This window comes from Sporanaerobium hydrogeniformans (genome assembly GCF_002735925.1).
In the GTDB taxonomy this organism is placed as follows: Bacteria; Bacillota; Clostridia; order Lachnospirales; family Cellulosilyticaceae; genus Sporanaerobium; species Sporanaerobium hydrogeniformans.
In genome coordinates, this window is record NZ_PEDL01000001.1 from 113,827 (window position 1) to 134,853 (window position 21,027).

Below are 21,027 nucleotides of genomic sequence, written 5' to 3' on the forward strand. Positions count from 1 at the left end.
CACTAGTCACTTCCTTCCATCAGATTAATAGAAGTGAACAACTGGATATTGTGATGATAAGCAAGTTTTTTAAAAGAGGGGTCTACGGTACTATTTGTAATAATCGTATCTGCTATAGTTAGGGCACCTACTTTAAAAAAAGCGTTTTTATTAAAGGCTTCATCGGTAAAAAGAACGATTTTTGAAGTAACGTTAGAAAGAGCTTCCTGAATAAGCGTTGCTTTATCAACATTTGAAACAGAAAAGCCAACAGTCTCACTAAAACCCTCTATTTCAATAAAGAACTTATTAACATAGAATTGAGAAAGCTGAGAGAGGGTTAGACGACCATAGCTACATTTCGAATGGCTATCGATATCACCACCTAGTAGAATGGTTTTTATATAAGGATATTGACTAAGAGCCAATGAAATAAGCAGGTCATTTGTCAAGACAGTAAGATTTGATTTACTTTTTAGATTTTGAGCAATTTCTAAGCTAATGGGACCATTTGTTAGTAAGATAAAATCATTGTCCGCAATCATTTCAATAGCAACAGCTGCTATTTCACGAATCCTTTCTTCTTCATGGAAATTTTCGATAGTAGAAGTAGATGCTAAAGTAGATAGAGGGGGAGTTAGGACAGCTCCACCATGAAATCTTTTTAAAAATCCTTCAGATTCTAATTTCTCTAAATCTTTACGTATCGTTACCTCAGAAACATTTAACATATCACTTAGTTTGGATACTTCAACTTTTTTATTTTGTGTTAAATAATTTTTAATGATTTTTACTCTTTCAATAGCAAACACAATGAGCCTCCTTTCAAGTAAAGCTAAAATTAGTATAAGTATAAACCAAAATGAGAAAAAAACAAAGTTAGTCTTGTTTTTTAATGAAAAAGAAATAGTATAACTTTAAAAAAGGTTTCAATTGAAAGTTAAATAATGTAAAAATAAAAATCAAAGGTTAATTTGAATAAAAAAAATTATATAATAAAAAATATATTGACAATTAGCACAAAAAATATTAGTATTTAAATATAAATGAAAGTAAAAAACACAAAACGAAACAAAACGAAAGTAATAAAATGAAAATGGGGGTATAAGTTATGAAAGTAAAGAAAGTTTTAGCCGCACTTTTAGCAGGAGCAATGTCGTTAACTATGGTAGCATGTGGAGGTAAGGGTGGAAATAATGGGAAGTTTGTGGGAGTACTTATGCCTACACAATCTTCACAGCGTTGGATTCAAGATGGTGATAATATGAAAAAGCAATTAGAAGCTAAAGGTTACAAGGTAGACTTGCAATATGCAGAGGATGTAGTTGAAACACAAGTTTCTCAACTAGAGAATATGATTACAAAGGGTGTAGATGTTCTTGTTATTGCTTCTATTGATGGTGAAGCGTTAACAGGTGCTATAAAGAAAGCAGCTGATGCAAAGATTAAAATTATTGCCTATGATAGATTGATTCGTGGCTCTGAATTTATTACTTATTATGCAACCTTTGATAATTTTAAAGTAGGAGTACAACAAGGAAGCTATATTGAAGAAAAGTTAGGATTAAAAGAAGGTAAGGGACCTTTCAATATTGAATTGTTTGGTGGATCACCTGACGATAATAATGCTTACTTTTTCTATGATGGAGCAATGAGTGTTTTAAATCCCTATATAGAAAAAGGACAATTAATTGTTAAATCAGGTCAAACAGGTATGGAAAAGGTATCTACCTTAAGATGGGATGGAGCAACAGCTCAAGCCCGTATGGATAATCTTTTAACAGCTAATTATGCAGATGGTTCAAAAGTAGATGCAGTGCTTTCACCTTATGATGGTATTTCAATTGGTATTCTTTCTTCTTTAAAGGCAGTAGGCTATGGTTCTGCTAATCAACCCTTACCTATTGTAACAGGTCAAGATGCAGAAATACCTTCTGTTAAATCGATTATTGCTGGAGAGCAATCACAAACAGTCTTCAAGGATACACGTACACTTGCAGAAAAGACTGTTCAAATGGTAGATGCTGTATTACAAGGCAAAGAAGCAGAAGTAAATGATACAACAACTTATGATAATGGTGTTATTGTTGTACCTTCTTATTTATGTGAACCAGTGAGTGTAGACATTAGTAATTACAAAGCAGCGCTTATTGATACAGGTTATTACACAGAGGATCAATTAAAGTAAGTATTTAAGAGAGAGGCTGTTGCAAAGCTTAAGCTATTTGTAACAGCCTCTTTAATAAAGGAGGGAGGGCTTTGAAGAGATGGCTGATAAATTGTTGGAAATGAAGGATATAAGCAAGTCTTTCTCAGGTGTAAAAGTGCTTAAGGGCGTTAATTTAAAAGTAGATAAAGGTGAAATTCATGCATTGGTAGGGGAAAATGGCGCAGGTAAATCTACTCTTATGAATATACTAAGCGGTATTTATGAATATGGAAGTTATGAAGGAGACGTTTTATTAGAAGGAAAAAAATGTAAGTTTAAAAATATAAAAGATAGTGGAGAGAAAGGAATTGTTATTATTCATCAAGAGCTTGCACTGGTTCCTTATTTATCTATTGCTGAAAACTTATTTTTAGGAAATGAGCAAGAAGAAAAAGGCATTATTAACTGGAATAAAACGCATACCTATACAGAAAAACTGCTAGAAAAGGTAGGGTTGCATGAAAACAGTCATGAGTTAATAAAGAACATAGGTGTGGGTAAGCAGCAATTAGTAGAAATAGCAAAGGCATTAGCAAAGGAGGTTAAGCTTCTTATTTTAGATGAACCGACAGCTGCCCTTAATGATACGGATTCAGAGCATCTTCTTAATTTATTATTAGAATTAAAAGAAGAAGGAATGACTTCTATTATTATTTCACACAAGTTAAAGGAAGTAACGAAGGTAGCAGATAAAATTACAGTTATTAGAGATGGAAGTACGATTGAAACACTAGTTAAAGGGAAGGATGCCATTACAGAAGATCGTATTATAAAAGGGATGGTAGGAAGAGAATTAGTAGATAGGTTTCCGAAACGCATAGGGACTATTGGTGAAGTTATGTTTGAAGTGAAAAATTGGAGGGCATATGACCCACTTAATGAAGAAAGATTAGTTTTAGAGGATATTAATCTTTATGTTCGTAAGGGAGAAGTAGTAGGTATAGCTGGGCTTATGGGGGCAGGAAGAACAGAGTTAGCAACAAGTATATTTGGAAAAATATATGGTAAGAACATCAGTGGACAATTATTTAAAGAAGGTAAAGAAATTCATATTAAAAATGTAAGCGATGCAATTGAGAGAGGTCTTGCCTATGTAACAGAGGATAGAAAAACAGCAGGACTTATTTTAATTGATGATATTAGACATAATATTTCTTTAGCGAATCTAAAAAATCTTAGCCATAAGGGAGTCATTGATGACAATAAGGAAATACATGTAGCTACTTCTTATAAAGAAAAGTTGAATATTAAATGTGCAGGCATTTTACAAAAGGTAGGAGATTTATCAGGAGGTAATCAGCAGAAGGTTGTACTTAGTAAATGGATTTATTCTGAACCTGATATCTTGATATTAGATGAGCCAACACGGGGAATAGATGTAGGGGCAAAATATGAGATTTATACAATTATTAATGAACTGGCAAAACAGGGGAAAGCTATTATCCTCATTTCATCAGAACTTCCAGAAGTGTTAGGAATGAGTGACCGGGTTTATGTGATGAATGAAGGTAAAATTGTAGGGGAGCTGGAACAAGCAGAAGCTTCTCAAGAGAGCGTAATGAAATGCATTATGCAAAGTAGTAAGGAGGCCAAATAATGGATAAAATAAAAGTACTTTTCAAAAACAACATAAGACAATATGGCATGGGAATTGCACTCATTTCCATTATTATTTTCTTTCAGCTTATAACAGGTGGCATTTTAATGAAACCACTTAACGTAACGAACCTTATTCTTCAAAACAGCTATATTTTAGTTCTAGCAGTGGGGATGTTCCTATGTATTCTAACAGGGAATATTGATCTTTCAGTAGGGTCAGTAGCTGCTTTTGTAGGAGCAATCTCTGCCATACTAAGTATTCAGCTCAAAGTGCCAGTTATTCCAACCATTTTCCTTTCTTTGTTAGTTGGAGCTATTATTGGGGCATGGCAAGGTTATTGGATTGCTTATGTAAGAATCCCTCCTTTTATTGTTACATTAGCGGGTATGCTAGTGTTTAGGGGGCTAACTATGGTTATTCTAAAGGGGCAAACTATTGCACCTTTTCCAGAATCCTATCAAATTATAAGCTCAGGCTTTATTCCAGATATATTAAGTTCAGGTGAGCTTCATATTACTACTTTAGTTATCGGGGTTATTTTATCCATTATTTATATAGGTCTTGAAATGCAAAAGCGTAAAAATACCTTAAAGTATGATTTTGAAGTTTTATCTAGGCCACTTTTTATAGCAAAGCTCGGAGTAACTGTAGGAATGGTTAATTTATTTACTTATTGGCTAGCAAGCTATAAGGGGATTCCAACAGTCCTCATTCTTTTAGCAGCCCTCATACTTATCTATGGATTTGTTACTAATAAGACTGTAGCAGGACGTCATGTTTATGCCTTTGGTGGAAATGAAAAGGCTGCTAAGCTTTCAGGTGTAAAAACAAATCGTGTACTGTTTTGGGTCTATGTCAATATGAGTGTTTTATCTGCACTAGCAGGAATTGTTTTTGCAGGAAGACTTAATGCAGCCACTCCTAAAGCAGGTGTTAACTTTGAACTTGATGCAATTGCTGCATGTTACATAGGAGGTGCTTCTGCATCTGGTGGTATAGGAACAGTGTATGGATGTATTATTGGTGGGCTTATCATGGGTGTACTTAATAATGGTATGTCTATATTGGGAGTAAGTATTGACTGGCAACAAGCAATAAAGGGCTTTGTATTACTAATGGCAGTTGCCTTTGATGTATATACTAAAAACAAGGCTAAAAAATAAAATCTAAACAAACCATATGGAAAAATTTTACAATTACTGTTATAATGATAGAATAGCAAAAGAGATGCTATTCTATTTTTTTTGATTACAATTTACAAAAAAAGGGAGAAAAGGAATGAAGTGGATTAAAATAAAACTACTAGTACTACAAGTACTAGTAGTTTCCTTAGGAAGCAACCCTGTCTATGCCAATAAAGAAGCCAATGAAGGGGTTTTTAGGCAAGAAGGATTGGTTAAAATCAAAAATGTAAAATGTATAAAGCAGTTTCCGGAACTACCTACTGGTTGTGAAGCGACAACTTTGACGATGCTTCTTAATTATCATGGAGTAAAAGTAAGTAAAGAAGAAGTAGCTAGTAGCATGCCGAAGTGCGATGTGCCTTATTATAAAAATGGAAAACGTTATGGCTACCATCCAAGTCAAGCTTTTATAGGTAGTCCTTATAGTGTACATAGTTATGGTGTGTTTTCAGAAGTGATCGTAAAAATGTTAGAGTATTATTGTCCTAAGCAGGTAGAGGATTTAAAGGGGAAAAGCTTAGACGAACTTTTAAAAAATATTGAAGAAGGTCGCCCAGTTATGATTTGGGCAACCATCGGTATGAGTCAGGTAAGTTATAAAAATAGTTGGATTATAGATAGTAAAGGAACTATTTTTAGATGGCCTGGTAATGAGCATGCCCTTTTACTAGTGGGTTATGATAAGTACTATTTGTATTTAAATGACCCTTATACGGGTAAAGAGCAACGCTATAAACGCAGTTTAGTAGAGAAGCGTTATAATGATTTAGGAAAACAAGCGGTGAGTCTTAACTTTGCACCTTCCTTTTTATACGAAGAGAAAGTAATAAAGGAAGAGCAAACTCAGTTAGAGAGAGAAACTGAAGGAGATTCACAAAAAGAACAATCTTCTTCAGTATGTCAGATAAATGAAATGGTTTATTGGACGAAGCAGATAATTAAAGAGATGAAGAGATCTTATGACGATAATAGTGTGATGAAGTGAGAAAATCCCACAATAAATAGGCAAAGATAAACCAACTAAAAAAGGTCCACCAAGGAGAGATAAGAAAATATAAATAAGCAATGAGAGGTTGCAAGGTATATAGGAGAAGAAGAGAAAGAATAACCCAATAAATAGCAAACTGCAAGCAGATATAACCACCTATATTAAACCGTTGCTTGCGATAATCCCAAAAACGCAAGCCATAATAGTGATCAAGAAGCCAGCCGGAGAGATATTCTACACCTAAGGGGATTATAAAGGCTAAAAGTAGAAAGAAAGGAAAACTAACTAGAGGATAGAATAAGAGTAAAAAAGTAGCTGCAAAACCATACATGGGTTTAAGGGGAATTAAAAGAAAGTTGGGTTTTTTAAAAGAGCCTTGAGTTGCCCAATTAAAAAGTCCTTCGATTATCCAACCTAAGAAACTATAAATGATAAAATAAAAAAAGTACATTCTTAAAAAAAAATAGCAAATCTATCACATCCCATTTTTTATATAGTATGGCATGTGATTTTTTAATTTAGTCTTTTTGAAATATGTAAAAAATGGTAAAATTTATCAACTAAAATAAGAAATAAAAGTAAAATACAAGATAATATAGTTTTGTACCGACTATAATGGTATAATCAAGGGTAAACTGAAAAAATCAGAGATTCAGTGATTGGATTATTCTTTAAAGAAGGTGAGAAAATGCAAAAAGATTTTTTACCCATTAGTAAAGCAGACATGGAAAAGCGTGGATGGGAGCAACTTGATTTTGTTCTTGTTACCGCTGATGCCTATATAGATCATCATAGCTTTGGAACAGCTATTATTTCAAGAGTTTTAGAACATGCTGGTTATAAGGTAGGGATTATTCCTCAACCTAATTGGAAGGATACTACAGATTTTATGAAACTGGGTAGACCACGGCTAGCGTTTCTTGTAAATGGTGGAAATATGGATCCTATGGTTAACCATTATACGGTAAGTAAACGTTTAAGAGAAAGGGATATGTATTCCCCAGGAGGCAAGATGGGCCTTCGACCAGATAGGGCAACTATTGTTTATTGTAATAAAATACGTGAGGCATATAAGGATGTAGACATTGTCATTGGTGGTATTGAAGCAAGTCTAAGACGCTTTGCCCATTATGATTATTGGACAGACAAAGTACGTAAATCCATTCTTATAGATAGTGGGGCAGATTTACTTCTCTATGGAATGAGTGAACGCCAAATAGTACAGGTAGCAAACGCTCTTAATGACGGTCTAAGAGCGCAATATATTCGCTATTTAGAGGGTACTTCTTATGTTGCTAGCAGTTTAGAGGAAGTATTTGAATACCGTTTAATGCCTTCTTATAAGGAAGTGTGTGAGGATAAGCTAGCCTATGCTAGGGCATATAAGATGCAGGAAGAAGAGCAGGATCATGTAAGAGGTCAAACGCTTGTACAAGAGCATAATGGTAAGTATGTCGTACAAAACAAACCCGAAGGGCCTTTGACAAGAGAAGAATTGGATGAAGTCTATGGTTTACCCTATATGAAAAATTATCATCCCATTTATGAGAAAGCTGGTGGAATTCCAGCTATTGAAGAGGTAAAGTTTAGTTTAGTAAGTTCAAGAGGTTGCTTTGGAAACTGTTCCTTTTGTGCCATTGCATTGCATCAAGGAAGAGTCGTTACAAGTAGGAGTCAAGAGTCTATTGTGAAGGAAGCAGAGGAGATGACCTGTCTTCCTGATTTTAAGGGGTATATCCATGACGTAGGAGGTCCTACTGCTAATTTTAGAGGACCAGCTTGTAGTAAGCAGATTAAAAAAGGTGCATGTAAAGAAAAACAATGTCTTACTCCAAGCCCTTGTAAAGCAATGCATATTGATCATCATGAATATTTAGAGCTCCTTCGTAAGGTACGTAGTTTGCCAGGAGTAAAAAAAGCATTTGTACGTTCAGGCATTCGTTATGATTATGTAATGGCGGATAAAGAAAATGATGCATTTTTTAAAGAGTTAGTGGAACATCACGTAAGTGGGCAGCTTAAGGTAGCGCCTGAGCACGTTTCTAAAAATGTACTTGCTTATATGGGGAAACCTTCAGGTAAAATTTTTGATGATTTTTGTAATAAGTTTTATAAGATTAATGAAAAGCTTGGAAAGAAACAATACATCATTCCTTATCTTATGTCTAGTCATCCAGGAAGTACCTTAAAGGATGCAGTACAGTTAGCAGAGTATTTAAGAGATATCCATTATCAACCAGAACAAGTACAAGATTTCTATCCTACCCCTGGTACCTTATCTACAACAATGTTTTATACAGGTGTAGATCCTCGTACAATGAAACCTGTTTATGTCCCTAAAACAAAAAGTGAAAAGGCTATGCAACGCGCTCTTCTTCAATACCGTAATCCAAAGAAATATGAGATTGTTTATGACGCACTGATACAGGCTGGAAGAGAAGATTTGATTGGTTATGGACCTAAGTGCCTCATAAAACCAAAGGAAGAACGAAAAGGTAGACAAAAAAAATCCGTGCAAGCTAAAAAGGATTCTCCCAAAATAATGAATAGAACAAATCATACAATGAACACAAAAGCTTCTAAACAAAAAGTAAATGCAAAAAAGCAAGCAAAACGTTGGAAGTAATTTTTAAAAATCAATAGTCTCTAGTAATAGAGATTATTTTTTTACAAAAAACTCTAAAAAGTAAAAAAATCTGCCTTAATTTTTAAATATTTAGTAGGCATTTATGTTTTCACTGTGGTATAATCTTTAAGTCTGTAGAGGCGTAAAGGTTCACATAATGTAAGGTAGGTGAGAACATTTGAGATTAGTTGGACTAGAAGGAATTAAAGAAGGAGACATCATTGGAAGGGATATTGTAGGTTATGATGGTGGTGTACTACTTAAAAAAAATAGTAAATTTAAAGAAGCTTTTAGAGAAAAGCTTTTAGAAAGAAATATAACAACTATTTATATTGACGATGAAATTTCCAAAGATATTGAAATAAATCCCATTATGGATATGGAAACCATGCGGAAAATAACAGAGGATGTAAAGAAAGAATTTGCTAAGTTAGAAAAAGTCACAGAGATTAATTGTGAACTTCTTGAACAAGTAGCTGATGAAATTATAAGTGGCTTGTCTAGTCGAGATGTTGCATTAGAGATAATGGATCTTAAGGTAAATGATACGTATACTTATGAACACTGTATTTCAGTTGCCTTACTTACTGCAGTTGTATGTAGAAAAATGAATCTAAGACAAGACATTGTACATAGGATAGTGCTTGGGGCACTTCTTCATGATATTGGAAAAATAATTATGCCTAAAAACTGCCTAAATAAACCAGGAGCCCTTACTACTGAGGAATACGATATGATCAAAGCACATGTAGAGATTGGCTATAGTATGATAAAGGAAAATGATAAGATTAGCCCTATTACTAAATTGATTGTACTTTGCCATCATGAGAGAGAGGATGGGACAGGCTATCCTTTAGGAAAGGGAGAGGAAATTCACGTAGGTGTTAAAATTGTGGCAGCGTGTGATGTATTTCATGCACTTTTTTCAGATAGGCCTTATCGCATAGGAATGGATATTAGTCAAGCCATAACAGTAGCTCGTCGTGAAAAGCTCAACCCTGAAATACGAGCCATCATAGAAGAAACACTAGCGTTTTATCCAGTAGGTAGTGCTGTTATTTTAAGCAATGGAGATATAGCATTAGTAGAGAAAAACTATCGCCAAGATGTTAAGAGGCCTTTAGTAAAGGTTATTTATAATTATAATTCTAAGATGAAATTAAATTATAAAATAAATTTGCAAGAGCATGAAGAACTTTATATTCTTAAGAAGCTTGAAGATATACCCCGCATTTATTAAAAGAGAGTAACTCAATTTTTAGAATAGGATGCAATCCCTGTTTGTACGTAATGACAGGGATTGTTTTTGTATGCAAAAAGAACCCTCATACAATGATGTATAAGGATTCTTTTATAAACAAAATGCCATGTAGTTTAGAAGAAATTTTTAGCGTTTGCCATGATCAAAAGGTTCTCCTGAAGCCTTTGGAGCTTGAGAAGATTTTGAAAAGATAACAAGTGCGACTAAAGTTACTACATAAGGGAAGATTTTTAGTATTACAGGTGGAATAGTTGCAAGTTGTGGTAAAACTTGTGAAACGTTAGAAATCGTACTTGCAAAGCCAAAGAATAAAGTAGCAGCAAGAATACCAAAGGGTTTCCACTGACCAAAGATAAGCGCTGCTAATGCAAGGAAACCAAAACCAGCTACACCACCATTAAATTCACCAGCAAAGGTAACAAGATATATACCACCACCAAGGCCTGCAAAAGCACCGGAAAGGATAACACCCATATAGCGCATACGTGCTACATTAATACCGGCAGCATCCGCAGCATGAGGATGTTCACCACAAGCCCTTAAACGAAGACCGAAGGTGGTTTTATAAAGGATAAAGGTAAAGATAATTAAAATGATAAGTACTAGCCAAGTAGTTGCATAACTATTTTTAAAGAAAAGAGGTCCGATAAGTGGAATATCAGAAAGAAGAGGCCAGTTGTATTTACCTAAACTATTTGTTAAGCGGATATTTCCGCTACCTGTTATATTTCTAGCAAGGAAAACAGTAAGTGCACTTGCTATCATATTAATGGCAGTACCACTAATTACTTGATTTGCTTTTAAGTTAATACTTGCAAAGGCGTGGAGAAGAGAAAAAAGAGCACCTACTACTAGAGCTGCGAATAGTCCAACTAAAATAGTCCATGAGCTACCTGGAAAAGCCTTTTGAAGCAAAAAGATTGTTAAGGCACTTGAAAAAGAGCCAATAATCATTAAGCCATCTAAACCAATATTAACAACGCCACTTCGCTCACAATAAAGCGCACCTAGGGCAGTAATAAGAAGTGGTATTGTATAGGCAATGGCATAAGGGAAAATTTGTTCAATGATTTGCCACATGATTATTCATCTCCCTTCTTAGCATTATTTTTGCTTGAATCACTTGAATTAGGCGGCATAAAACCATAGTTTTCATCTTTATTATCTGTACTGGATACAGCCCCACCTGTAAGGGCAGCACTTTGTGTTTTTTTCTCTTTGCGACTTTTAACAAATTTATCAAGGAGACGTTCAACAAGAATACTTGTAGCTGCAAAATAGATAATGGTTGCAATAATGGTATCTGCGATTTCTGGGGGGACACCTGTCATAGCACTCATAAAACCACGGCCAGAGTATAAAAGTCCAAAGAAAAGAGCAGAGAGTAAGGCGCCAATAGGTGTATTTGCACCTAAAAGAGCAACAGCAATGCCATCAAACCCTTGAGAAGGCATCACACCAATTTGAATATTATTAGCATTACCAGCATATTGAACGACACCAGCAAGACCAGCAAGGCCACCAGCAATCATCATAGATAAAATGATATTTTTATTAACAGAGATACCTGCGTATTCAGCTGCATGACGATTAAAGCCTACAGATTTAAGTTCATAACCAAAAGCAGTTTTGTTAAGGATAAAAGCAATAATAATAACAGCAAGAATAGCAACAAAAATACCTAAGTTAAGGTAAGAACCACCAAATAAGTTAGAAAGCCAAGGAGCACGTAAGGTAGCAGTGTCTGCAAGAAGACGTGACTCTGTTTCCATATTTCCTTTAAAATAACCTTGAATAGTATAATAAACAACCCAATAGGCTATCCAGTTCATCATAATAGAAGAAACCACTTCATGTACATTGAAAAGTGCTTTTAAAATACCAGGGATAAAGGCCCAAAGAGCACCTCCTAAAAAAGCTACAAACACCATGAGAGGAACAAGAAGTCCACTTGGAAGGTTATAAGTAAGACCAACAGCAGTTGCACAAAAACCACCAAATAACATTTGACCAGGAGTTCCAATATTAAAGAGACCTGTGCGGAAAGCAAAGGCAACAGAAAGACCTGTTAGAATCAGTGGTGTTGCTGTTGCAATGGTGTTACCAATGCGTTCTAGGTTAAGAGTACCTCCTTGGATAAGAGACTTGAATCCTTCAAGGGGGTTATGACCTGTAATAAGCATAAAGATAGCACCAGCTATAAGACCTAAGAGGACAGAAATAAGGGATACAAGACCTTTTTTATTCATTTTTACTTCCTCCTTTTACACCGGCCATCATAAGTCCAACTTCATTTTCATTAGTTGTCTTAGCATCTACAATACCAATAAGTTCACCATTATTGACAATGGCAATACGGTCAGAGACATTCATTACTTCATCTAGCTCCAAAGAAACAAGCAGAACAGCTTTGCCATTATCACGTTGTTCAACCAGTCTTTTGTGAATATACTCAATAGAGCCTACATCGAGGCCACGTGTAGGTTGGACAGCAATGAGAAGCTCTGGATCAAGTTCAATTTCACGACCAATGATAGCTTTTTGTTGATTACCACCAGAAAGGGAACGTGCAATAGAAGCACCACCTTCACCTGAACGAACGTCAAAATCTTTAATAATTTTATTAGCATAGTCAGTAATAGCTTGGCGATTTAAGAGGCCATAGTTAGAAAATGGTTTTTTATTATAGACCTCTAAGACCATATTATCCTCCATTGTATAATCGAGGACAAGGCCACGTTTATGACGATCTTCTGGAATATGAGCAATTCCTGCATTGATTCGTTCACGAATAGAATAGTTACTAATGTCCTTACCTTTTAAACGAATGGTACCACCTTCAATTTTACGAAGACCTGTAATGGCTTCAACAAGTTCACTTTGTCCATTTCCTTCTACACCAGCTATCCCCACTATTTCACCAGCATGCACCTCCAGAGAGAAGTCTTTAAGACCTAGAACCTTTTTATTATTTTGCACACTGAGTTTCTCAATTTTTAAGATTGTTTCACCAAGCATCGTATCCTTTTTAGCTACAGCAAAAGATACAGGGCGCCCTACCATCATTTTTGCCATATCAGCTTCAGTTGTTAACTTAACATCCACTGTCCCTATACATTTACCACGTCTAATAACAGTACATCTGTCAGCAACAGCTTTAATTTCTTTAAGCTTATGGGTAATAAGGATAATAGATTTTCCTTCTTTAATGAGATTTTTCATAATTTCAATAAGATCATTAATCTCTTGAGGAGTAAGTACAGCTGTTGGTTCATCAAAGATAAGGATATCGGCATTACGATAGAGCATTTTTAAAATTTCTACACGTTGTTGCATTCCTACAGAGATGTTCTCAATCTTTGCATAAGGGTCGATGTTAAGACCATAACGTTTGGAGAGCTCATCCACCTTTTGTGCAGCCGATTTAATATCTACAGTGAGACCTTTTTTAGGCTCTATACCAAGAATAATATTTTCCGTCGTTGTAAAGTTGTGTACAAGTTTAAAGTGTTGATGAACCATCCCAATTCCTAAATCATTAGCAACATTAGGGTTAGTGATTTTAACCTCGCTACCATTCATTTTGATAGTTCCTTTATCAGGTTGATACATCCCAAATAACATGCCCATAAGAGTAGACTTACCGGCCCCATTTTCACCGAGTAAGGCATGTACTTCACCACGCTTAAGCTGAAGAGTCACATCGTCGTTGGCTACAATACCAGGGAATTCTTTTCTTATATTAAGCATTTCAACAACATAATCCATATTTTCGCCTCCTTTACTATATTATATAACATTATGGTGAATTTATAAGGTTTATCATAAAAAAAAGACGGAAGCTCCGTCTTTTCTTTTACATTAAATACTTATTTGAATAGAAAGTATTTAATTATTTAATAAGTCCATCACCAGTTGCTGCAACTACAATCTCACCTGACTTAATTTTTTCAAAGACTTCATTAACTTTTTTAACAGTATCATCACTTAAGTTAGGATTTGTAGCAGGAATACCTACACCATTATTTTTAGCATCAAAAGTAAGTTGCTTACCACCAGGGAAGTTTCCTTCTGCTTCGGCTTTGATCATATCATAGGTCGCTTGATCAATATATTTTACAGCAGAAGTAAGGATGGCAGATTTACCATTTGCTTCATCATAGATACCATCAGCATATTGGTCAACGTCTACACCAATTACCCAAACGTCATCCCCTTTTTTAGCGCGTTCTTTTACTTCAGTAATGGCACCTACACCTACGCCACCAGCTGCTGTAAAGATGGCTTTTACACCTTTATCAAACATTTGAGCTGCAAGTTGTTGACCTGCTGCTACGTTATCGAAAGAACCTTGGTATACTATGTTTTCTTCTTTCATTGTTACAGAAGTACCAAGATTTTCGTTGGCATAGTTTACACCTTGTTGGAAGCCCCAATTAAATTTTTGAACAGCAGGAATTTCCATACCACCGATGAAACCAAATTCACCTTCTTTAAGTTCTACAGCAGCAGCCACACCAGCTGTAAAACCTGCTTCATGTTCTGCAAACATAATAGAAACAGTATTTTCTTTGATTACGTTGTTATAGTCTCCAGCATGAGGAGCACCATCTAAAATAACAAATTTTGCGTCTGGATATTTATCTTGTGCTTTAAAGATACTTGTTTCAAATTTGTAACCTGGTGTAACAATGAATTTAAAGCCTGCATCATAAAGATTACCAATTTCTTTTAAGTAGTCTGCTTCAGTTGTTCCAGCTGGTTTTAAGTAGCTAGATTTAAGGGCTGAACCTTGCACACCTTCCCAAGTTCCTTGATTAAATGATTTGTCGTCGATGGTACCTGCATCAGTTACCATACCTACAGTGAAGTCAGCTTTAATTGGTTCAAATTTACTAGTAGCGGTCTCTTTTTTTCCACCACAACCAGTAAGGGTACTAAGTGATAAAATACCACAAAGTGCAAGAGCTAAATAATTTTTTTTCATTTTTTTCACCACCATTAAGTATTTGTATGTATCTTTGTACAATAATACAAGTACATACTACATTTTATCATATTAAATTTTAAAGAGAATTTCAATGTAAAAATCACATATTTTACCTGTTTTCTTTTGCTTACTGAAAAAGCAGTGACTGAAAAGAAAAATTTCTTAAAAAAGAAAGGTGCAAGGTTGTTAATTTATAGGAAATATTATACCAATAAACCTTTTTTATTATACGAGTCAATGATAAAAACTTCTATTTTTGTAAAGTTCAGCTTTTTTTGATATACTGAAATAAGATGATTGGGAAAATGGGGGATAAAATGAAAAAGGAATTGGTAAAATGGTTAATTTTAATGAGTTTTGTAATATTAAGTTCGACTATTCTTAAAGCAGAACCACTTCAACTTATATATGATGGAAAAGTACATAATTATACACTACCGCCTATTACGCTTTATATAAATGGAGAAATGCTTCAGACACAAGTTATGCCGGCTATTCAATTAGAAGAACGTGTACTAGTACCCGCTAAAGAAGTGTTTGAGAAGATGGGAGCTAGTGTAGAATGGAATGAAAGTGAAAAGAGTGTGTATATTTGTAAGCGAGAGATGCTTATTGTTCTTAAAATGAACAGTCAAGAAGCATGGGTTAATGGTATACGCTATACACTAGATATGCCTGCTAAAAATGTAAATGATAAAATGATGATTCCACTTCGTTTTATAAGTGAAGCAATGGGATATGATGTTATTTGGGAAAATGGACCGCGTAATGCTTTTATTTTAATGCCAGAAGAACTTTCTTTTCCAGAAGAACCTTCTTTTGTAGAACAAGAAGAAGTTGTCTTATTGCCAGGGGCAATTACTGCATTAACGGGTATCTATTATGATGCGCTAATAGGGGCAATTACGGTAGATAAGCCAAGTAATTTATGTGCAGAAGACTTAGTTTGCATGGATGATCCCATTGACAGAAAATGGATAGTGGATTTTAAAGCTGATTATTCAGCTGTTTTAAAGGAAGGTGTCTATGAGCTAAATACAGGTCCTCTCAAGAAAGTTTCTATAAAAACAGATGTTACTACATGTATGATCATAGAGACGCAAACCGTACAAGCTTTAACGATTTATGAAATGAATGAGAAACTTTACTTTAATTTGGTAACGCCTCGTGAAAAATACGATAAGCTTATCCTTATTGACCCAGGACATGGTGGGAGTGCACCAGGGACTAGTGGTGGGGGTATAGTTGAAAAGAATCAGACACTTTTATATGGTATGGATTTCTTTCGGCTTTTAGAGGAAGACCCAAGTATTAAAGTTTATACAACACGTAGTCAAGATATAGATGTCAGCTTGGAGGAAAGGGCACAACTCGCCAATGAGATTATGCCAGATTTATTCATTTCCATTCATGCCAATGCTATTACAGGAACTGCCCAACGTCAAGAAAGTGTAAAAGGGACAGAAACTTACTATTACGATAATCCAAATGATTTAAGAGGAAAAGCATTTGCTGAGATGGTACAACAAAATTTGGTGAGTACTTTTAATATGGTAGATCGTAAAGCAAAGGCAGATACAGGGTATGTGGTGTTAAAACGTACGAATATGCCTGGAGTCATCATAGAAGTAGGTTTTTTAACCAACTCAGAAGATAGGAATAAAATGATGCAACCAGACTTTTCAGCTCGTTTAGCAACTGTCCTTTATGAGACGGTGAAAGCTTACTATGCAGAGGGATATAAATAGTAAAATAATTTAATAAAAATCAAGAAACTACTTTAAAGTAAGTAATAAAGAAAACTTTAAAGTAGTTTTTTGTTTTTAATACTTTTTATAAAAAAGAATAAAAACAAGAGGATAATAAGAGGAAATTTATTTTGGTAATTAAAAAAATAGTAATATTATCTTGAAATGAGTAATAAATTATGATATAGTTTGTAATCGATAGACAAATGTTCACCATGAACGAACAAGGAGAATATAATGAGAGAAAGACGTCAGTTCTATGTGGTAGATAAAAAAGTATTACCGGAAGTTTTTTTAAAGGTAGTGGAGGCAAAAAATCTACTTGAAAAAGATAAGACATTGACAGTACAAGAAGTAGCTGAACGAATGGGGATTAGTAGAAGTTCTTTTTACAAGTATAAAGACGCGATTTTACCTTTTTATGAAAAAGGTAAAGGGGAAGCACTTACAATGCTTATTCATCTACAAGATGAAAGAGGACGCTTATCGGATGTGCTCAATTGTATTGCTGATGCAGGGGCTAACATCTTAACCATTAATCAAATGGTACCAATGAATGGCATTGCTATTATTAATTTGTGTTTGCAAACGTTTAACATGAAAAGTGAAATAGAGGATCTTATTAGTCAGTTAGAAGAATTAGAAGGTGTACAGGAGATTAAAATTCTTGCGAGAGAGTAGCAAAATAAGTGGAGGGATTGATTTATGAAAATAGCACTACTTGGGTTTGGAACAGTAGGAAGTGGCGTAGTAGAAGTTATAGCAGAAAATCAGGAAAGTATTAATAAACGTGCAGGTAGCCCTATTGAAATTAAATACATATTGGACAAACGTGATTTTGAGGGTCAACCTATCAATAAATTAATTGTTAAAGATTTTAATAGTATCATAGAAGATGAAGAAGTAGAAATAATAGCAGAGGCTATGGGTGGCATTGAACCGGCCTATAGTTTTGCCAAAGCAGCTTTGGCAAGAGGAAAAAGTTTTGTAACCTCTAATAAAGAGTTAGTTGCAAAGCATGGAGCAGAGCTTTTGGAGCTTGCACGCCAAAATAAAACTAACTTCCTATTTGAGGCGAGTGTAGGGGGAGGCATTCCAATCATTAGACCCCTTAATCAATCTCTTACAGCAGATGAAATCTATGAAATTACAGGGATTTTAAATGGGACCACAAACTTTATTTTATCAAAGATGAAAAATGAAGGACGTACTTTTGAGGAAGTTCTTAAAGAGGCACAAGAATTAGGTTATGCAGAGAGAAACCCAGAAGCAGATGTGGAGGGGTATGATGCTTGCCGTAAAATTGCTATTTTAGCTTCTTTAGCTTTTGGAGAACATGTTAACTTTGAAGATATTCCAACAACAGGTATTACGAAGATTACAGAGGAAGACATGGAATATGCTGCTCAAATGGGTTGCAGCATTAAGCTTCTTGCAACTTGCCAAAAGCAAGAAGGAGGGATTTTTGCAAGAGTAGCACCTTCTCTTATTTCTTTAGAGCACCCATTAGCTATGGTAAATGATGTGTTTAATGGTATCTTTGTAAAAGGGAATGTCATTGGTGAGGTGATGTTCTATGGTAAGGGAGCAGGTAAATTACCAACAGCTAGTGCTGTAGTAGCGGATATTGTAGATGCGGCAAAGCATAAGGGCACAAATATTATTTCTTTTTGGAATAAAGAAAAGTTAGAGTTAAAGGATAAAGGACAGGTGAAGGTAAGTTATTTTATCCGTGTACAGAAGGATAGAGAAGATATCAATAAATGCATTGAAGCCATCTTTGGCAAGGTAACAGAGGTGAAAGCATTAGCAAATGAATATGCCTTTATCACAGATGTACAAACAGAAGCAACCTTTAGTGAAAAAATGAATGCACTTGGGGATATTAAAGTGAAGAGTAAACTTTATTTTATAAAATAAGGGGCGATGACATGAAATACGTAGTTATACTGATGGATGGTATGGCAGACGAACCAATAGAAGCATTAGGTGGGATAACACCTTTAGAATATGCAAACACAGAAACAATAGATGCATTAGCACCTTATAGTCACATTGGAATGGTACATACTATTCCAGAAGGCTGTGCAAAAGGGAGTGACACAGCTAATCTATCGGTTCTTGGCTATCATCCTAAAAAATATTATTTTGGAAGAAGCCCACTTGAAGCATTAAGTATGGGCATCACATTAAAGGATACAGATATCACTTTTCGTACCAATGTAGTAACATTAAGTGAAGAAGAAGATTATGAACAAAAACGTATATTAGACCATAGTGCAGATGAAATTACAACGGAAGAAGCAAAGGAACTCATAGAAGCAGTACAAGAGGCTTTTGGAGATAAAGAGAAAACCTTTTATCCAGGTGTAAGCTATAGACATCTTTTAGTATGGGATAAGGGAAGTAAAGCAGTGAATTTAACACCACCTCATGATATTTTAGAAAAGTGCATAGCTGAGTATAAACCTCAAGGAGATTATAGTGAAGAGATTTGGGAGATGATGAAAAAAAGCTATGAGATTCTCAATCATCATCCAATAAATGAGAAAAGAAGAGAAAAGGGTCTAAAGCCTGCTAATAGTATTTGGATCTGGGGAGAAGGAAGTAAGCCGCAGCTTCCAGATTTTAAGGAAAAATATCAGGTAGAAGGGGCTGTTATTTCAGCTGTTGACCTCATTAAGGGGATTGGCATTGGAGCAGGGATGACTTCTATTGATGTAGAGGGAGCTACTGGTAATGTTCATACCAATTATGATGGAAAAGCTCAGGCAGCTATTAAATGGCTCATTGATGAGGATAAGGACTTTGTATATGTCCATTTAGAAGGACCAGATGAATGTGGTCATCGTAATGAATTAGAAAATAAGATAAAAGCTATTGAGCTGATTGATAGTAAAGTAATTAAGCCTATTCAAGCAGCTTTAGATGCTAAAAATTTAGAATATAAATTGTTAGTGGTACCCGATCACCCTACACCACTTCGTTTAAGGACACACACAGATGATCCTGTGCCTTATATGATTTATGAAAGTGGTGCCTCTCTAATTAATAAAGCTAATTGTTATACCGAACGTTTTGCTAAAGCAACAGGCAAGATGCTAGAAGAAGGTTATACTTTAATGGATTTATTCTTAAAGTAGGTACTTAGTATGCAATTACTCTTATTATAACTTGTAACAATAAATTGAAGGAGGAGACAATGTGTTAATTGTACAAAAATTTGGTGGTAGCTCTGTTGCCAATGCAGAAAGAGTCTACAATGTAGCCAAAAGAGTAGCTGAGACTTACAAAAAAGGAAATGATGTAATTGTTGTGCTTTCTGCACAAGGAGATACAACAGATGATTTAATCGCTAAAGCAAAAGAAATTAGTAAAAATCCAAGTAAGCGTGAAATGGACATGTTACTTTCTACAGGAGAGCAACAATCTGTAGCCCTTATGGCTATGGCACTTACAGAACTTGGTTATCCTTGTGTTTCACTTAATGCGTATCAAGTGGGAATGATGACAACTTCTGCCTATGGAAATGCAAGACTTAAAAAAATTAAACCCGATCGTATTCGTCGTGAATTAGATAGAAAAAACATCGTCCTTGTAACAGGTTTCCAAGGCATGAATCGTTTTGATGATATTACAACGCTTGGTAGAGGCGGTTCAGATACAACAGCAGTAGCTATTGCAGCAGCTCTTCATGCAGATCAATGTGAGATCTATACAGATGTAGAGGGTGTTTACACAGCTGACCCACGTATTGTAAAAGAGGCAAGAAAGCTTAATGAGATTACTTATAATGAAATGTTAGAGCTAGCTTCTCTTGGAGCGAGAGTACTACATAATCGTTCTGTAGAACTAGCTAAAAAATACAATGTAGAGATGGTTGTTAGATCAAGCTTAACTCAAGCAGAAGGAACCGTTGTTAAGGAGGTATGTAAAGTGGAAAGAATGTTAATTAGTGGTGTAGCAGGTGATGATGAGATTGCACGTGTATCTTTAATTGGAATTGAAGACACACCAGGAAAAGCGTTTGATATTTTTGCAACACTTGCAAAGAAAAATATTAATGTAGATATTATTTTACAATCTATTGGTAGAGACAATACAAAAGATATTTCTTTTACTGTTCAAGATACAGCTCTTGAAGAAGTAAAAGCAGTTATTGAAGAAAATAAAGAGCGTTGGAATCTTAAAAAAGCAGATTATAATGAAAACTTAGCAAAAGTTTCGGTAGTGGGTGCAGGTATGGTAGCAAATGCAGGAGTTGCCTCTAAAATGTTTGAAGCCATGTATGATTCACATATTAACATTCATATGATTTCAACTTCAGAAATTAAGATTTCTGTTTTAATTGATAAAAAAGAAATGCATAAAGCAATGAATGCGATTCACGATAAATTTAACATTATTGATTAAGGTAAGGAATAGTTTGGAATTAATGAAAG

Annotated in this window: 17 protein-coding genes; 11 read left to right on the forward strand and 6 right to left on the reverse strand. The window is 34.9% G+C overall.

The window, feature by feature from the left end:
• Window positions 1-2: 2 nt before the first annotated feature.
• Window positions 3-791 (reverse strand): DeoR/GlpR family DNA-binding transcription regulator, encoded by a 789-nt coding sequence (locus CS063_RS00570; protein WP_099447773.1) that lies wholly within the window; start codon window positions 789-791, stop codon window positions 3-5.
• A gap of 299 nt (window positions 792-1,090) precedes the next feature.
• On the opposite strand from CS063_RS00570, the gene chvE reads away from it, so the two are divergent.
• The 4 genes from chvE (at window position 1,091) to CS063_RS00590 (ending at window position 5,957) form a co-directional block, all read left to right on the forward strand.
• Window positions 1,091-2,167, forward strand: a complete 1,077-nt coding sequence (chvE, locus tag CS063_RS00575; RefSeq protein ID WP_099447774.1) for a multiple monosaccharide ABC transporter substrate-binding protein — start codon at window positions 1,091-1,093, stop codon at window positions 2,165-2,167.
• A gap of 79 nt (window positions 2,168-2,246) precedes the next feature.
• Window positions 2,247-3,785: a multiple monosaccharide ABC transporter ATP-binding protein gene (mmsA, locus tag CS063_RS00580; RefSeq protein ID WP_099447775.1), complete on the forward strand. Its 1,539-nt coding sequence runs from the start codon at window positions 2,247-2,249 to the stop codon at window positions 3,783-3,785.
• Window positions 3,785-4,951, forward strand: a complete 1,167-nt coding sequence (gene mmsB, locus CS063_RS00585) for a multiple monosaccharide ABC transporter permease (RefSeq protein ID WP_099447776.1) — start codon at window positions 3,785-3,787, stop codon at window positions 4,949-4,951. Before mmsA ends, mmsB begins: the two co-directional genes overlap by 1 nt.
• A 115-nt stretch (window positions 4,952-5,066) precedes the next feature.
• Window positions 5,067-5,957 (forward strand): C39 family peptidase, encoded by an 891-nt coding sequence (locus CS063_RS00590; protein ID WP_099447777.1) that lies wholly within the window; start codon window positions 5,067-5,069, stop codon window positions 5,955-5,957.
• Here CS063_RS00590 and CS063_RS18185 read toward each other — a convergent pair.
• A complete protein-coding gene (locus CS063_RS18185; protein ID WP_099447778.1) occupies window positions 5,911-6,411 on the reverse strand; it encodes a putative ABC transporter permease in 501 nt (166 codons plus the stop codon). The two genes, CS063_RS00590 and CS063_RS18185, sit on opposite strands and share 47 nt — an antisense overlap.
• A gap of 237 nt (window positions 6,412-6,648) precedes the next feature.
• On the opposite strand from CS063_RS18185, the gene CS063_RS00600 reads away from it, so the two are divergent.
• Both CS063_RS00600 and CS063_RS00605 read left to right on the forward strand, forming a co-directional pair.
• Window positions 6,649-8,586, forward strand: a complete 1,938-nt coding sequence (locus CS063_RS00600) for a YgiQ family radical SAM protein (protein WP_099447779.1) — start codon at window positions 6,649-6,651, stop codon at window positions 8,584-8,586.
• A gap of 178 nt (window positions 8,587-8,764) precedes the next feature.
• Window positions 8,765-9,826: an HD-GYP domain-containing protein gene (locus CS063_RS00605; RefSeq protein ID WP_099447780.1), complete on the forward strand. Its 1,062-nt coding sequence runs from the start codon at window positions 8,765-8,767 to the stop codon at window positions 9,824-9,826.
• Window positions 9,827-9,973: 147 nt separating this feature from the next.
• Here the strand turns inward: CS063_RS00605 and CS063_RS00610 are convergent, their stop codons facing one another.
• From CS063_RS00610 to CS063_RS00625, 4 genes are all read right to left on the reverse strand, one after another.
• Window positions 9,974-10,927 (reverse strand): ABC transporter permease, encoded by a 954-nt coding sequence (locus CS063_RS00610; RefSeq protein ID WP_099447781.1) that lies wholly within the window; start codon window positions 10,925-10,927, stop codon window positions 9,974-9,976.
• Between the two features lie 2 nt (window positions 10,928-10,929).
• Window positions 10,930-12,096: an ABC transporter permease gene (locus CS063_RS00615; RefSeq protein ID WP_099447782.1), complete on the reverse strand. Its 1,167-nt coding sequence runs from the start codon at window positions 12,094-12,096 to the stop codon at window positions 10,930-10,932.
• Window positions 12,089-13,615, reverse strand: a complete 1,527-nt coding sequence (locus CS063_RS00620; RefSeq protein ID WP_099447783.1) for an ABC transporter ATP-binding protein — start codon at window positions 13,613-13,615, stop codon at window positions 12,089-12,091. Before CS063_RS00620 ends, CS063_RS00615 begins: the two co-directional genes overlap by 8 nt.
• 124 nt (window positions 13,616-13,739) lie before the next feature.
• Window positions 13,740-14,834: a BMP family lipoprotein gene (locus tag CS063_RS00625; RefSeq protein ID WP_099447784.1), complete on the reverse strand. Its 1,095-nt coding sequence runs from the start codon at window positions 14,832-14,834 to the stop codon at window positions 13,740-13,742.
• A 320-nt stretch (window positions 14,835-15,154) separates the two neighbouring features.
• Between CS063_RS00625 and CS063_RS00630 the strand changes: the two genes are divergently transcribed.
• From CS063_RS00630 to CS063_RS00650, 5 genes are all read left to right on the forward strand, one after another.
• Window positions 15,155-16,585: an N-acetylmuramoyl-L-alanine amidase gene (locus tag CS063_RS00630; RefSeq protein WP_180270625.1), complete on the forward strand. Its 1,431-nt coding sequence runs from the start codon at window positions 15,155-15,157 to the stop codon at window positions 16,583-16,585.
• 237 nt (window positions 16,586-16,822) lie between these two features.
• On the forward strand, window positions 16,823-17,266 hold the full coding sequence (locus CS063_RS00635) for an ACT domain-containing protein (protein ID WP_099447786.1): 444 nt from the start codon (window positions 16,823-16,825) through the stop codon (window positions 17,264-17,266).
• A 24-nt stretch (window positions 17,267-17,290) separates the two neighbouring features.
• A complete protein-coding gene (locus CS063_RS00640; protein WP_099447787.1) occupies window positions 17,291-18,505 on the forward strand; it encodes a homoserine dehydrogenase in 1,215 nt (404 codons plus the stop codon).
• An 11-nt stretch (window positions 18,506-18,516) separates the two neighbouring features.
• Entirely contained in the window at window positions 18,517-19,728 is a 1,212-nt protein-coding gene (locus tag CS063_RS00645; protein WP_099447788.1) for a cofactor-independent phosphoglycerate mutase, read from the forward strand.
• Between the two features lie 61 nt (window positions 19,729-19,789).
• Window positions 19,790-20,998 carry an aspartate kinase gene (locus CS063_RS00650; RefSeq protein ID WP_099447789.1) on the forward strand — a complete coding sequence of 403 codons (1,209 nt, stop codon included), beginning with the start codon at window positions 19,790-19,792 and terminating at the stop codon, window positions 20,996-20,998.
• Window positions 20,999-21,027 lie beyond the last annotated feature (29 nt).

Coding starts and splice junctions, on each gene's coding strand:
- chvE (WP_099447774.1), top strand. CDS start 1,091: ATGAAAGTAAAGAAAGTTTTAGCCGCACTTTTAGCAGGAGCAATGTCG.
- CS063_RS00645 (WP_099447788.1), top strand. CDS start 18,517: ATGAAATACGTAGTTATACTGATGGATGGTATGGCAGACGAACCAATA.
- CS063_RS00620 (WP_099447783.1), bottom strand. CDS start 13,615: ATGGATTATGTTGTTGAAATGCTTAATATAAGAAAAGAATTCCCTGGT.
- CS063_RS00615 (WP_099447782.1), bottom strand. CDS start 12,096: ATGAATAAAAAAGGTCTTGTATCCCTTATTTCTGTCCTCTTAGGTCTT.
- CS063_RS00600 (WP_099447779.1), top strand. CDS start 6,649: ATGCAAAAAGATTTTTTACCCATTAGTAAAGCAGACATGGAAAAGCGT.
- mmsA (WP_099447775.1), top strand. CDS start 2,247: ATGGCTGATAAATTGTTGGAAATGAAGGATATAAGCAAGTCTTTCTCA.
- CS063_RS00610 (WP_099447781.1), bottom strand. CDS start 10,927: ATGTGGCAAATCATTGAACAAATTTTCCCTTATGCCATTGCCTATACA.
- CS063_RS00635 (WP_099447786.1), top strand. CDS start 16,823: ATGAGAGAAAGACGTCAGTTCTATGTGGTAGATAAAAAAGTATTACCG.
- CS063_RS00640 (WP_099447787.1), top strand. CDS start 17,291: ATGAAAATAGCACTACTTGGGTTTGGAACAGTAGGAAGTGGCGTAGTA.
- CS063_RS00630 (WP_180270625.1), top strand. CDS start 15,155: ATGAAAAAGGAATTGGTAAAATGGTTAATTTTAATGAGTTTTGTAATA.
- mmsB (WP_099447776.1), top strand. CDS start 3,785: ATGGATAAAATAAAAGTACTTTTCAAAAACAACATAAGACAATATGGC.
- CS063_RS18185 (WP_099447778.1), bottom strand. CDS start 6,411: ATGTACTTTTTTTATTTTATCATTTATAGTTTCTTAGGTTGGATAATC.
- CS063_RS00625 (WP_099447784.1), bottom strand. CDS start 14,834: ATGAAAAAAAATTATTTAGCTCTTGCACTTTGTGGTATTTTATCACTT.
- CS063_RS00590 (WP_099447777.1), top strand. CDS start 5,067: ATGAAGTGGATTAAAATAAAACTACTAGTACTACAAGTACTAGTAGTT.